At 58.9% G+C, this 14,159-nt stretch carries 11 protein-coding genes; 8 read left to right on the top strand and 3 right to left on the bottom strand.

Annotated elements, in window-relative coordinates:
- Positions 1-27 precede the first annotated feature (27 nt).
- Positions 28-999, top strand: a complete 972-nt coding sequence (locus tag EAE_RS06810; RefSeq protein WP_162619651.1) for a LysR substrate-binding domain-containing protein — start codon at positions 28-30, stop codon at positions 997-999.
- Here EAE_RS06810 and EAE_RS06805 read toward each other — a convergent pair.
- The gene (locus EAE_RS06805) at positions 996-2,489 is read right to left on the bottom strand and encodes an MDR family MFS transporter (protein WP_015369093.1); all 1,494 of its coding nucleotides are present in this window, start codon (positions 2,487-2,489) and stop codon (positions 996-998) included. The genes EAE_RS06810 and EAE_RS06805 overlap by 4 nt on opposite strands.
- A gap of 80 nt (positions 2,490-2,569) precedes the next feature.
- Between EAE_RS06805 and EAE_RS06800 the strand changes: the two genes are divergently transcribed.
- Positions 2,570-3,217 carry a TetR/AcrR family transcriptional regulator gene (locus tag EAE_RS06800; RefSeq protein ID WP_015703860.1) on the top strand — a complete coding sequence of 216 codons (648 nt, stop codon included), beginning with the start codon at positions 2,570-2,572 and terminating at the stop codon, positions 3,215-3,217.
- Positions 3,218-3,393: 176 nt separating this feature from the next.
- On the opposite strand, the gene EAE_RS06795 is transcribed toward EAE_RS06800, so the two are convergent.
- Positions 3,394-3,810: a GNAT family N-acetyltransferase gene (locus tag EAE_RS06795; RefSeq protein ID WP_015703859.1), complete on the bottom strand. Its 417-nt coding sequence runs from the start codon at positions 3,808-3,810 to the stop codon at positions 3,394-3,396.
- Between the two features lie 287 nt (positions 3,811-4,097).
- Here EAE_RS06795 and eefA point away from each other — a divergent pair, with 287 nt between their 5' ends.
- The 6 genes from eefA (at position 4,098) to nlpA (ending at position 13,531) form a co-directional block, all read left to right on the top strand.
- On the top strand, positions 4,098-5,222 hold the full coding sequence (eefA, locus tag EAE_RS06790; protein ID WP_015703858.1) for a multidrug efflux RND transporter periplasmic adaptor subunit EefA: 1,125 nt from the start codon (positions 4,098-4,100) through the stop codon (positions 5,220-5,222).
- Positions 5,222-8,329: a multidrug efflux RND transporter permease subunit EefB gene (gene eefB / locus EAE_RS06785; RefSeq protein ID WP_015703857.1), complete on the top strand. Its 3,108-nt coding sequence runs from the start codon at positions 5,222-5,224 to the stop codon at positions 8,327-8,329. Before eefA ends, eefB begins: the two co-directional genes overlap by 1 nt.
- 3 nt (positions 8,330-8,332) lie before the next feature.
- On the top strand, positions 8,333-9,697 hold the full coding sequence (gene eefC / locus EAE_RS06780; RefSeq protein ID WP_015703856.1) for a multidrug efflux RND transporter outer membrane subunit EefC: 1,365 nt from the start codon (positions 8,333-8,335) through the stop codon (positions 9,695-9,697).
- Between the two features lie 216 nt (positions 9,698-9,913).
- On the top strand, positions 9,914-10,816 hold the full coding sequence (gene murQ, locus EAE_RS06775; RefSeq protein WP_015369100.1) for an N-acetylmuramic acid 6-phosphate etherase: 903 nt from the start codon (positions 9,914-9,916) through the stop codon (positions 10,814-10,816).
- Between the two features lie 24 nt (positions 10,817-10,840).
- Positions 10,841-12,274: a PTS N-acetylmuramic acid transporter subunit IIBC gene (gene murP / locus EAE_RS06770; RefSeq protein WP_015703855.1), complete on the top strand. Its 1,434-nt coding sequence runs from the start codon at positions 10,841-10,843 to the stop codon at positions 12,272-12,274.
- 447 nt (positions 12,275-12,721) lie between these two features.
- Entirely contained in the window at positions 12,722-13,531 is an 810-nt protein-coding gene (gene nlpA / locus EAE_RS06765) for a lipoprotein NlpA (protein WP_015703853.1), read from the top strand.
- Here the strand turns inward: nlpA and EAE_RS06760 are convergent, their stop codons facing one another.
- Positions 13,532-14,074, bottom strand: coding sequence for an NUDIX domain-containing protein (locus EAE_RS06760; protein ID WP_015703852.1), 543 nt, complete (start codon positions 14,072-14,074; stop codon positions 13,532-13,534).
- Positions 14,075-14,159: the final 85 nt, after the last annotated feature.

Below are 14,159 nucleotides of genomic sequence, written 5' to 3'. Positions count from 1 at the left end.
AGGTAGGGGGCTATCATGGACTGTGCTGTGAAAAATGATAATACTGCTTATCTGGTAATCATCTTTCCGAAAAGCGGGAGAATAATGGACCGATTAAGCGCTATGGCGCTGCTGGTGAAAGTCACTGAACTGGGCAGTATGTCGGCGGCGGCGCGGGCGCTGAATACGCCGTTGACTACCGTGAGCCGTAATATCGGCGAGCTGGAGAGCGCGCTGGGAGTCCGTTTATTGACGCGCACCACCCGTAAACTCACCCTCACCGATGCCGGCGTCGATTATGTCGCCGCCGCGCGGCGAATCCTCGAAGAGGTGGAAAACGCCGAACGCCGGGCAACGGGTGAATACCAGGAGCCGAAGGGCGAGCTGGTGATCTCCGCGCCGACGATGTTTGGTCGCCAGCACGTTCTGCCAGTCATTAGTGAATTTATTGCCCGTTATCCGCAAATTCGCGTACGTTTGTTACTTAGCGACAGTAATGCCGATCTGGTCGACGACCATATCGATCTGGCGGTACGGATTGGCGAACTGGCTGATAGCAGCATGGTGGCGACCCGGCTCGGCGCGATGCGCATTGTCGCCTGCGCCCATCCCGCGCTGTTGGCGAAATACGGCGAACCGCAGCGGCCGCGCGATCTGGCGGCGCTGCCGATCATCCGTATTGAATCGCCGATGCCCTATCGCGGCTGGCGCTTTCGCGCCGTTGAGCGCGAGGACCAGCTCATTCATCTGCCGCCGGTGTTAGCCGTCACCACGCCGGAGAGCGCCGCCGATGCCGCGCGGCTGGGCGTTGGCGTGGCCCGCTTGCTACACTACCAGGCGCTGGATGGCCTGCGCTGCGGGGAACTGCGTCTGCTGCTGGAAAGCGTCGAGCCGGAGCCCGCGCCGGTTCATTTGTTATATACCGCGCGGGAGCTGGCTCCGCTTAAGCTGCGGAAATTTATCGATTTTGCCGCGCCGGCGCTGCGCCAGTCCTTGCTACGCATTGCCGGGGCCGCTTAATGCGCCGCGGTTTTCAGCGGCGCCTCCTTCAATAGCCAGGAAAGGACAAACGCGACGGCCATAATGCAGGCCGCCATCAGGAATGCCGCATGGATCGCCGCGCCGAAGGCGTCGAGATAATCGAGACGGATCGCCGCTGGCAGATGCTGTACCGCCACCGGGTTCATGGCTGGCGGCAGCACCGCGCCCTCCGGCAGCAGTTTCTGCAGGTTATTTTGCAGCACATGGGTAAAGACCGCGCCGAATAATGCCACGCCGATGGAGCCGCCAATCGAGCGGAACAGAGTCACGCCGGAAGTGGCGACGCCGTACATCTGCGCCGGCATCGCATTCTGTACCGCCAGCACCAGTACCTGCATCACCAGCCCCAGGCCCGCGCCGAGCACGCCGGTAAACAGGTATAACTGCCACATTGGCGAATGTATGGTGATGCGGGTCAGCAGCACCATGCCGGTCACGCCGAGCAGGGTACCGATAATCGGGAAAATCCGGTATTTCCCGGTGTGGCTAATCACCCGGCCGCTGATGATCGAGGTCAGCAACAGGCCGCCCATCAGCGGGATTAACTGTAACCCGGCCTCGGTTGGCGTCGCCTCTTTCACCACCTGCAGATAGAGCGGCAGGAAAGTGACCGAACCGAACAGCGACATGCCGATAACAAAGCCAATCAGACTACACAGCAGGAAGCTGCGGTTGCGGAATAGCGACAGCGGAATAATCGGCTCGGCGGCGATCCGTTCTTCGTAGATAAAACCGATGATCCCCACGATGCCGAAGGCCAGAATGCACCACAGCTGCGGGTCATTCCACGCATGGACGCTGCCGCCTTCCGAGGTAAACAGGATGATGCATAACAGCGCCATGCTGAGGTAAATCGCCCCCAGCCAGTCAATCTGATGCTGGCTACGTTTGTTGCTGCTGTGGAATACCGCGCCGATGACCAGCAACGCGAACAGGCCCAGCGGTAGGTTGATATAGAAAATCCAGCGCCATGAGGCGTGCTGTACCAGGAAACCGCCGATCAGTGGGCCGATAACCGTCGCCAGGCCGAAGACGCCGCCGAACAGTCCCTGATAGCGTCCGCGGTTGGCAGGTGGGATAACGTCGGCGACCGCCGCCATGCTGATCACCATCAGGCCGCCGCCGCCGAGCCCCTGTAGCGCGCGCATCAGTACCAATTGCGTCATGTTTTGCGCCAGCCCGCAGAGCGCGGAACCGGCAAGAAACAGCACGATCGCCACCTGCAGCACGATTTTACGCCCGAACAGATCGCCGAATTTACCGTACAGCGGCACCACGATGGTCGAGCTGAGGATATAGGCGGTAACCACCCACGAGAGTTTATCCAGTCCGCCGAGCTCGCCAACGATAGTAGGCAAGGCGGTGGAGACAATGGTCTGGTCCAGCGCCGACAGCAGCATCACCAGCAGCAGGGCGCTGAACAGCAGGCGGATTGACGGCGCCGGTTGGTTTGCGACTTCAGATGTCATTGCATCACTCGCTTGAAATTAATTAAATGCATAATTAATATTTAGGGAAATGATGAATCGGGTCAAGAGATCGCCAACATATGCCAGCACAAAAAGCTAATGAAGCGCCGCGCCGCCCCGGTCGGCCACGCGGTAAAAAACCGGGAACCGCTAACCGCGAGCAGTTGATAGATATCGCCCTGGCGCTGTTTGCTCGTCACGGCGCGGCCCGCGTGTCGCTCAATGCCATTGCCAAAGAGGCCGGGGTGACGCCGGCGATGCTGAATTACTATTTTATGTCGCGGGAAGCGCTGATTGAGAATTTGCTGGAAGAGCGCTTTATGCCGCTGCGCAACGATATCAGCCGCATTTTTGTCGACCATCCGCAGGATCCGGTGACGGCGTTGACGATGATGGTTGAGACGCTGGCGGACATGGCGGAGCAAAATGCCTGGTTCGCGCCGCTGTGGATGCAGGAGATCATCGGCGAGATGCCGCTACTGCGCCAGCACATGGATGCGCGCTTCGGCGAGGAGCGTTTTCAGGTGATGCTGGAGACGGTTCGCCGCTGGCAGCAGGAGGGGAAAATTAACCCGGCGCTGGCGCCGGAACTGCTGTTTACCACGGTGATTAGCCTGGTGCTGGTGCCGTTCTCGCGCATCCATAGCGACCCGCGTTTACAGGCGGTAACCCGGCAGACCATTGTTAGCCACGCGCTGGCGTTAATGGGCCACGGGGTCGGCGGTTAAGGCGTGATGTTGTGTTAATTCCGATGCTGATACTGCTTCTGCCTTATGGCTCTCCTGGCGCAGGGATTTTTCCGGAGGCGGCGCGTTGCGCCTTGTCCGGGCTACCAAAGAACTGTAGGCCGGATAAGGCGTAGCCGCCATCCGGCGCAAAAGTCGCGCCTTATCCACGGTTATCGTTACAGCGCTTTCGACAAGTAGTGGCGTTGCATACCCGCGTGCGGGAAATCGGACAGCGACATCTGCAACTGATAGCCTAATTTCTGATAAAACGGCAGCGCCTGGAAGCTGAAGGTATCGACCAGGAGATGGCTGCAGCCCAACGCCTGCGCCTGCCGTTCCGCTTCCTGCATAAGCTCACGGCCCAGACCGTTGCCGCGCGTCGCTTCGCTCACCCACAGGTATTCGATACACAGCCAGTTGCCTTTGTGTTTGGCGATAAGCCCGCCGCGCATCACCGCTTGCTCATCGCGGGAGTAAATGCCCAGATCGCCAAACTGATCTGCGTCGAGATACTGCTGATTATACTGCCGTAGGCCGGCAAACAATTCTTGTTGATCGTCGGGATTAATGCTTTTTGTAATTATTAGAGCCATTAAGTTTCTCCAGTTGCACAGGCTTTCGTTATATTTTCCTCTCCTGACTTTCACAAAATATTCTTATTTTCTCCATTATTTTTTGTCTTAATTTTGACCTTCAAAGTAAGCGAAATAACCTTTCCATGACTTTCGAAAGGGCGGGCTGAGAATCCCCACAATAATAATAGTGTTAAGGAACATCTGAGCTCTATTGCGATATTTCCATTGAGACGAAATGTCACCGCGCCCCTCTTTTCCTCGCGATTTAATTCACGGGGGGACGTCTTACATCTTGAGAAAATAAAATGAAACACATCATAGCCCCCATCGCGACAGCATTATTTCTCCTGAGCGGATGCGATAATGCGCAGACAACTGCGCCGCAACAACCCACGCCGGAGGTGGGAATTGTTACGCTGCAAGCCCAGCCGGTGCCGGTGGTCAGCCAACTGACTGGCCGCACTACCGCCTCGCTCAGCGCCGAAGTGCGCCCGCAGGTCGGCGGTATTATTCAGAAGCGCCTGTTTACCGAAGGCGATATGGTGAAGGCCGGGCAGGCCCTTTACCAGATCGATCCCTCCAGTTATCGCGCCACCTGGAACGAAGCGGCGGCCGCGTTGAAGCAGGCGCAGGCGCTGGTGGTCTCTGATTGCCAGAAAGCCCAGCGCTACGCGTCGTTGGTCAGAGATAACGGCGTCTCTCGCCAGGATGCCGACGACGCTGCCTCCGCCTGCGCCCAGGACAAGGCCAGTGTGGAGTCGAAAAAAGCGGCGCTCGAGAGCGCGCGCATCAACCTGAACTGGACCACCGTCACCGCGCCGATTGCCGGGCGCATCGGCATCTCCTCGGTTACGCCGGGAGCGCTGGTCTCTGCCGACCAGGATACCGCGCTGGCGACGATCCGCGGCCTCGACACCATGTATGTCGATCTGACGCGATCCAGTGTCGATCTCCTGCGTTTACGCAGGCAGAGCCTGGCCAGCAACAGCGATACCCTCAGCGTGACGTTAACCCTTGAGGATGGCAGTACCTATCCCGAAAAAGGGCGTCTGGCGCTCACCGAAGTCGCCGTCGATGAATCCACAGGCTCGGTGACTCTGCGCGCCATCTTCCCCAACCCGCAGCACGTCCTGCTGCCGGGAATGTTTGTCCGCGCGCGTATCGATGAAGGTATCATGAACGACGCGATCCTCGCGCCGCAGCAGGGTATCACCCGCGATGCCAAAGGCGACGCCACGGCGCTGGTTGTCGATGCCGACAACAACGTTGAGCAGCGTACCGTGCAAACCGGCGATACCTACGGCGATAAATGGCTGGTGCTGAGCGGTCTGAAAGCGGGCGACAAGCTGATTGTCGAAGGCACCGGTAAAGTGTCCCCCGGACAAGCGGTGAAGGCCGTTGCCGTCAAAAATAACGGAGGCAATGCCTGATGTTCTCCCGTTTCTTCGTGCGTCGCCCGGTCTTTGCCTGGGTGATCGCTATCCTTATCATGCTTGCCGGGGCGCTGGCGATCCGCACGCTGCCGGTGGGACAATATCCGGACGTCGCCCCGCCAGCAGTAAAAATATCCGCGACCTATACTGGAGCTTCCGCAGAAACCCTGGAAAACAGCGTCACCCAGGTTATCGAGCAGCAACTCACCGGGCTGGATAACTTACTTTATTTCACCTCCACCAGCAGTTCGGATGGTACGGTAAGTATTACCGTCACCTTTGAGCAGGGGACCGATCCGGATACCGCTCAGGTACAGGTGCAAAACAAAGTGCAGCAGGCGGAATCGCGTCTGCCGAGTGAAGTACAGCAATCTGGCGTAACGGTAGAAAAATCGCAAAGCAGCTTCCTGTTAATCCTCGCGGTGTATGACAAAACCAACCGCGCCACCAGTTCTGATATCTCCGACTGGCTGGTCAGCAATATGCAGGACCCGCTGGCGCGCGTGGAGGGCGTCGGCAGCCTGCAGGTATTCGGCGCCGAATACGCGATGCGCATCTGGATGGATCCGACCAAACTCGCCTCTTACTCGTTGATGCCTTCCGACGTACAGTCGGCGATTGAGGCGCAGAACGTGCAGGTCTCCGCGGGTAAAATCGGCGCGCTACCGTCGTCCAATGCCCAGCAATTGACTGCTACCGTGCGCGCGCAGTCGCGGCTGCAAACTCCTGACCAGTTCAAAGCGATCATTGTAAAGAGCCAGTCCGACGGGTCGGTGGTGCGCCTGAGCGATGTCGCGCGGGTGGAGATGGGCAGCGAGGATTACACCGCCACCGCTAATCTGAACGGCCACCCCGCCGCCGGGATTGCGGTGATGATGGCGCCCGGCGCCAATGCGCTGGATACCGCGACGCTGGTGAAAAGCAAAATCGCTGAATTCCAGCGTCAAATGCCGCAGGGCTACGATATCGCCTACCCGAAAGACAGCACCGAGTTCATCAAAATCTCGGTCGAGGACGTCATTCAGACCCTGTTTGAGGCGATTATCCTCGTGGTCTGCGTAATGTATCTGTTCCTGCAGAACTTCCGCGCGACGCTCATTCCGGCGGTAGCGGTACCGGTCGTGTTACTTGGCACCTTTGGGGTGCTGGCGCTGTTCGGCTACTCGATTAACACCCTGACGCTGTTCGCCATGGTGCTGGCGATCGGCCTGCTGGTGGATGATGCCATTGTGGTGGTGGAAAACGTCGAGCGTATTATGCGCGACGAAGGGCTGCCCGCCCGCGAAGCCACCGAAAAATCGATGGGCGAAATCTCCGGCGCGCTGGTGGCGATCGCCCTGGTGCTGTCGGCGGTATTCCTGCCAATGGCTTTTTTCGGCGGTTCGACCGGGGTAATCTATCGCCAGTTCTCGGTGACGATTATCTCGGCGATGATGCTGTCGGTGGTCGTAGCGTTAACCCTCACTCCGGCGCTGTGCGGCGCGCTGCTAAGCCACTCCAAACCTCATGACAAAGGTTTCTTCGGCACCTTTAATCGCCTGTGGGGGCGTACGGAAGATGGCTACCAGCGTCGCGTACTCGGCGGCTTACGCCGCGGCGCGGTGATGATGGGCGCTTACGCCTTGATTTGCGGGGCGATGGCGTTGGCGATGTGGAAACTGCCGGGCAGCTTTCTGCCGGTGGAGGATCAGGGCGAAATCATGGTCCAGTACACCTTGCCTGCCGGGGCGACGGCGGTGCGTACCGCCGAGGTGCGCCGTCAGGTGACCGACTGGTTCCTCACCAAAGAGAAAGCCAATACCGAGGTTATCTTCACCGTCGACGGCTTCAGTTTCAGCGGCAGCGGTCAGAACGCCGGAATGGCCTTCGTCTCATTGAAAAACTGGTCGCAGCGCAAAGGCGACGAAAATACCGCGCAGGCCATTGCGCTGCGCGCCAACAAAGAGCTGGGCGCGATCCGCGACGCCACCCTGTTCGCCATGACGCCGCCATCGGTGGACGGCCTTGGGCAAAGTAACGGCTTCACTTTCGAGCTGATGGCCAGCGAGGGTACCGATCGCGATAGCCTGATGAAGCTGCGCAGCCAACTGCTGGCCGCAGCCAATCAGAGCGGCGAACTGCAGTCGGTTCGCGCCAACGATCTGCCACAAATGCCACAGCTGCAGGTGGATATCGATAACAATAAAGCCGTCTCGCTGGGGCTGTCGCTCAGCGACGTGACCGATACGCTCTCCAGCGCCTGGGGCGGCACGTACGTCAACGACTTTATCGATCGCGGCCGGGTGAAAAAGGTCTATATCCAGGGCGAGAGCGACGCGCGCGCCGTGCCGTCCGATCTTGGTAAATGGTTTGTCCGCGGCAGCGATAACAGCATGACGCCGTTCACCGCGTTCGCCACAACCCATTGGGAATACGGCCCGGAAAGCCTGGTACGTTACAACGGCTCGGCCGCCTTTGAGATCCAGGGGGAAAACGCCGCGGGCTTCAGCTCAGGTGCGGCAATGGACAAAATGGAAAAACTGGCCAATAGCCTGCCGGCGGGTTCCACCTGGGCATGGAGCGGTATTTCGCTACAGGAAAAACTGGCCAGCGGCCAGGCGATGAGCCTGTACGCCATTTCGATTCTGGTGGTGTTCCTGTGCCTGGCGGCGCTGTATGAAAGCTGGTCGGTGCCGTTCTCGGTGATCATGGTCATCCCGTTAGGCCTGCTTGGCGCGGCGCTGGCGGCCACGCTGCGCGGCTTAAGTAACGACGTCTATTTCCAGGTGGCGCTGCTGACGACCATTGGCCTGTCGTCGAAGAACGCCATCCTTATCGTTGAATTCGCTGAATCCGCGGTGGATGAGGGCTATTCGCTCTCGCGGGCGGCGATCCGCGCCGCGCAGACCCGTCTGCGCCCGATTGTCATGACCTCGCTGGCATTTATCGCCGGAGTACTGCCGCTGGCCATTGCTACCGGCGCCGGGGCCAACAGCCGCGTGGCGATTGGTACCGGGATTATCGGCGGCACCCTGACGGCGACGCTGCTGGCGGTGTTCTTCGTCCCGCTGTTCTTTGTGCTGGTGAAGCGTCTCTTTACCCGCCCACGTCCTTCTCAGGAGTAAGTTATGTTTCGTTTGAGTTTAATGTTTATCGCGCTCCTGACCGCGGGCTGTGTCTCTCTTGACCCGCACTACGAGCGCCCGGCCGCGCCGGTGCCGGCGACCCTTCCCGGCGCGCACGGCGAATCAACGGCGGTGGTCGGCGACTGGCAAAAAGTGGTCAATGATGCGCGGTTAAAAAAAGTGGTCAGCATCGCGCTTAATAGCAACCGCGATGTGCAAAAGGCATTAGCCGATATTGAAGCCGCTCGCGCCCAGTATGGCGAAACGCGCGCATCGTTGTTTCCCACCGTCGATGCCGAGCTGAGCCATACCCGCAGCAAAACGATCGCCAGCGGCCTAAGTTCTACCTCGCAGGCTGACGGCGCGGTCTCGAGCTTCGAACTGGATTTGTTCGGCAAGAACCAGAGCCTGTCGCGCGCGGCGCGAGAAAGCTGGCTTGCCAGCGAATTCACCGCGCAAAATACCCGACTGACGATGATTGCCGATTTGACCACCGCCTGGGTGACGCTGGCGACGGATAATAGCAATCTGGCGCTGGCGCAGCAGACGATGGAAAGCGCGGAGAACTCGCGTAAAATCGTCGCTCGCCAGATGGCGGTGGGCACCGCCTCCGCCGGTGATTTAAGTTCGGCGGAAAGCGTCTATCAGCAGGCGCGAGCCAGCGTCGCCAGCTATCGTACGCTGGTGGCGCAGGATAAAAACGCCATTAACCTACTGGCCGGGGAAACCGTGCCGGAGAGCCTGCTGCCCGGTACGCTGGAGAGCCTGGGGGATAACAGCATCGCGCTGGTGCCGGCGGGGGTATCGTCATCGGTACTGTTGCGCCGGCCGGATATTCAGGAGGCGGAACATAATCTCAAGAGCGCTAATGCCGATATCGGCGCGGCGCGAGCGAACTTTTTCCCGTCCATTTCGCTGACCGCCAGCGCCGGGGTCGGCAGCGACTCGCTATCGTCGCTGTTTAGCCATGGCATGCAGGTGTGGTCGTTCGCCCCGTCCATCAGCCTGCCGCTGTTCACCGGCGGCAGTAATCTGGCGCAGCTACGCTATGCGCAGGCTGAGAAAAAGGGGCTGATTGCCACCTACGAGAAATCCATTCAGAGCGCCTTTAAGGACGTTGCCGATGCGCTGGCGCGCCGGGAAACGCTGAGTGAACAGCTCGATGCCCAGCAGCAGTATGTTGCCGCCGAGCAGAAGTCGCTGGATATCGCGATGAAGAGTTATCAGGCCGGGGTCGGCGACTATCTGTCGGTGCTGACCGCCCAGCGGACGCTGTGGTCGGCGAAGGCGACGCTGCTGTCGCTGCAGCAGACCGACCTCAATAACCGCATTACGCTCTGGCAATCGCTGGGCGGCGGCGCCAGTTAATGTTCCTCTTCGGACGCGTTATAGCACCTTAATCACTCCTGGCACATGCGTTAACTCCAGATTGCGGTAATAAAATATTCCACCTTTATTACCGCAATATCTCTGGCTATACCTACAATTCTCCTATTATCCCAAGCGTATTAATCGTGATACTCTTCACATGAATGGAATAAAAAATTCCTTATACTGCGCGCAACTGAGAATAACGAGGTTTTTATGAGTATCGACCTGAGCAAACTGCTGACCGAGCGACGCAACGCCAACAGCGCCAACATTGACACCCTCTCCACTGTCGACATGCTGACGGTGATAAACCAGGAAGATCAGCAAGTGGCGCAAGCGATAACGCCTTACTTGCCGCAGATAGCGGAAGTCGTGGATAAAGTGGCGGCGGCGCTGCGGGCCGGGGGACGGCTGATTTACATCGGCGCCGGCACGTCGGGGCGTTTGGGTATTCTGGACGCCAGCGAATGCCCGCCGACCTTTGGCACCCGTCCGGAGCAGGTGGTGGGGATTATCGCCGGCGGACATAAAGCGATTCTGAGCGCCGTGGAAAACGTGGAAGACAATAAAGCGCAAGGGGCGATGGACCTGCAGAACCTTAACTTCAGCAACCGTGATGTGCTGGTGGGGCTGGCGGCCAGCGGGCGTACGCCGTACGTCATTGGTGCGATGGAATACGCCCATAGCCAGAATGCGTTTGTCGCTATCGTCAGCTGTAACCCGCACGGTGAAATGGCGCAGCTGGCGGACGTGGCGATTACCCCGGTGGTCGGCCCGGAAGTGGTTACCGGATCGACCCGCCTGAAAGCCGGCACCGCGCAGAAGCTGGTGCTGAATATGATCTCCACCGGGGCGATGATCCGCATCGGCAAGGTCTACAGCAACCTGATGGTGGATGTCGAAGCGACCAACGCCAAGCTGATTGAGCGCCAGGTGTCTATCGTGATGGAAGCGACCGACTGCGATCGCGCCACCGCGCAGAATGCGCTGGATGCCTGTGGCCGCCACTGTAAGACGGCGATTGTGATGGTGTTGGCTGACTTAAGTGCTGCAGAAGCGCAGTCGCTGCTGGCGAAAAACAACGGTTATATCCGCAAGGCGCTAAGCAACACCTGAGCGCCGACAGACAGGTAACAGGCAATGGCAAAAATAACTAAAGAGATGATAGCGCGGATCCTGGCTCACGTCGGCGGGGCCGCAAACGTGGCGCAGGCGGGTAACTGCATGACGCGCCTGCGCTTGACCCTGCGCGATGAAAGCCTGGCCGATAGCGCCGCCATTCGCCAGATTGACGGCGTGATGGGGGTTATCGTCAGCGATGAACAGTTCCAGGTGGTATTAGGGCCCGGCAAGGCGCAGACCGCCGCGGAAATGATGAACGGCCTGATGGAAGCGGCGCCGCAGGCAGCCGCCTCGCTGGCGGATGTGGCAGCGGAGAAAAAGCAGGCGTTAAAGAGTAAGCAGACCAGCGGTGTACAGAAGTTTCTCGCGAAGTTCGCCACTATTTTTACGCCTCTGATCCCCGGCTTTATCGCCGTCGGGCTGTTGTTAGGCTTCGCCACGCTGGCGGAACAAATCTTCGTGCTGGAGAACGCGCATCCTAACGCCAGTCTGGTGGCGCTGATTGGTTATATGAAGGTATTCAGCAAAGGGATGTTTACCTTCCTGAGTATCCTGATTGGCTATAACGCTCAGAAAGCCTTCGGCGGTTCGGGCGTGAACGGCGCGATTATCGCCTCGCTGTTCGTGCTGGGCTACAACCCGGAAGCGACCAACGGATTCTACGCCGGAATTTCGGCCTTCTTCGGCCATAGTATCGACCCGCGCGGCAATATTATCGGCGTGCTAATCGCCTCGATTCTTGGCGCGTGGGTGGAGCGTCAGGTGCGGCGGATAATGCCCGCTAACCTCGATATGATCCTTACCTCGGCGGTGACGCTGCTGATTATGGGCGCGGTGACCTTTACGGTGATTATGCCGATTGGCGGCTGGCTGTTTACCGGTATGTCGTGGCTGTTCCTGCATCTTAACGGCAATCCGTTTGGCTCGGCGGTGCTGGCCGGGCTGTTCCTGCTGGCGGTGATGTTCGGCGTGCATCAGGGGTTTGTGCCGGTCTATTTTGCGCTGGTGGATGCGCAGGGCTTTAACTCGCTGTTTCCTATCCTGGCGATGGCCGGGGCTGGGCAGGTGGGTGCAGCGCTGGCGCTGTTCTGGCGCGCGAAGCGCGATTCGCTGCTGCGAACCCAAATCAAAGGGGCGATTATTCCGGGCTTCCTCGGTATTGGCGAACCGCTGATTTACGGCGTGACCCTGCCGCGTATGAAACCGTTTATCACCGCCTGTATCGGCGGCGCCTGCGGCGGCTTCTTCGTGGGCCTGATTGCCTGGCTGGGGCTGCCGGTGGGCCTGAACACGGTGTTCGGCCCGTCCGGGCTGGTGGCGCTGCCGCTGATGACCTCCGGTAGCGGAATTTATGCCGGGATGGCGGTGTACGCCGGCGGTCTGGCGGTTTCGTATTTATGCGGTTTTGTCCTCACCTGGCTGTTCGCCAGTAAAAACGTTGACCTGAGTTAAGCGTATTTCCCCGGATATGGTTGGGCATTCGGCCGGTAGCCCCGGTAAGCGTAAGCGCTACCGGGGAAGGGTCCCGGATGTCGGCTAACGCCTCATCCGGGCTACGATTGGGCATTCGGCCGGTAGCCCGGTAAGCGTAAGCGCTACCGGGGAAGGGTCCCGGATGTCGGCTAACGCCTCATCCGGGCTACGGTTGGGCATTCGGTCGGTAGCCCCGGTAAGCGTAAGCGCCACCGGGGAAGGGTCCCGGATGTCGGCTAACGCCTCATCCGGGCTACGATTGGGCATTCGGCCGATAGCCCGGTAAGCGTAAGCGCTACCGGGGAAGGCGCTTAGACGATTTTCATCTTATTGATACCTTTTCGTGTTTAAAAATCGAGCACAAAATCGTTATAGTTTTGCTCGAAAAATAATAATGATTTTCCATGGACTGATGGGGTACTGATGATGAAATTGCGTTTACGCACGGCGGCGGCAGTGATGCTGGCTGGCCTGCTGTTAGCGGGCTGTGACCAGAAGAATGACAATGCCAAACACATAAAAGTCGGCGTGATTAACGGCGCGGAACAGGATGTGGCGGAAGTGGCGAAGAAGGTGGCGAAAGAAAAATATGGCCTCGACGTCGAGCTGGTGGGCTTTAGCGGCTCGCTGCTGCCGAACGATGCCACCAACGCCGGGGAGCTGGATGCCAACGTCTTCCAGCATCGCCCCTATCTGGAACAAGACAACAAAGCGCACGGCTACCACCTGGTGGCCATCGGCAATACTTTTGTCTTTCCCATGGCCGGCTATTCGCGCAAGATTAAATCCGTTGCCGATATTAAAGATGGCGCGACTATTGCCATTCCCAACGACCCGACCAACCTCGGCCGCGCGCTATTGTTATTGCAAAAAGAGCAACTGATTACCCTCAAAGCGGGCACCGGCCTGCTGCCGACGGCGGTGGATATCACCAGCAACCCGCGCAACCTGAAAATTATGGAGCTGGAGGGCGCGCAGCTGCCGCGGGTGCTGGACGATCCGAAGGTCGATGTCGCCATTATCAGCACCACCTACCTGCAGCAAACCGGGTTATCGCCGGTGCGCGATGGCATCTTTATTGAAGACAAAAACTCGCCATACGTGAACATCATTGTGGCGCGTGAAGACAATAAAGACGCCGAAAACGTGAAAGAGTTTATGCAGTCGTACCAGTCGCCGGAAGTGGCGAAGGCGGCAGAAACCATCTTCAACGGCGGCGCGGTACCGGGCTGGTAATCATCTACGCTGCGCCATCAGGTGCAGTAGCGGCACCAGAGACAGCCCGTCCGGCATTTCGCCGCGGGCGATCAGCTGGTTTATCTCCTCGAAGGTAAACCAGCCGGTTTCCATCACTTCATCCTGATCTGCGTCCATGCCAACCCAGCTTAAATCGGTGGCGAGCCAGGTGATAAACAGCTGGTCGCTGCTGCCGTATGACGGGTTGTAGCGGATGATTTCCTCAGCGTGTTGCGCTTGCCAGCCGGTCTCTTCGCGTAGTTCGCGCAGCGCGGCGACGGCGGGCTCTTCCCCTTCATCGACGCCGCCAGAGGGAATGGCCCACACCACCTTATCGATCAGATAGCGGTAGTGGCGAATCAGCAGCACTTTGTCGTCCTGGAGCGCCACAATCCCGACCGCCGGGCGTGGGTAGTGAATGGAATAAAAGTCGCGCCGCTCGCCGGGGGCGACATCAATACCTACCTTGCGCATGCTGAACCACGGCGTCTCGGCGATGACCAGCGGATTATGCATATCGGCGGCGGTTAGTTTCTTTTTCATCCTGCCATTCCTGTAGAAAGTTTAACCTTCAGAACAACATAGCCGGCTGCGATTGGCAACCGTCGCAGGTTGGCCCGATTCCATC

The sequence above is a fragment of the Klebsiella aerogenes KCTC 2190 genome, from assembly GCF_000215745.1.
Lineage (GTDB): Bacteria > Pseudomonadota > Gammaproteobacteria > Enterobacterales > Enterobacteriaceae > Klebsiella > Klebsiella aerogenes.
The sequence above is the reverse complement of the archived record's forward strand: the minus strand, read 5'-3'. Positions and strand labels throughout refer to the sequence as shown.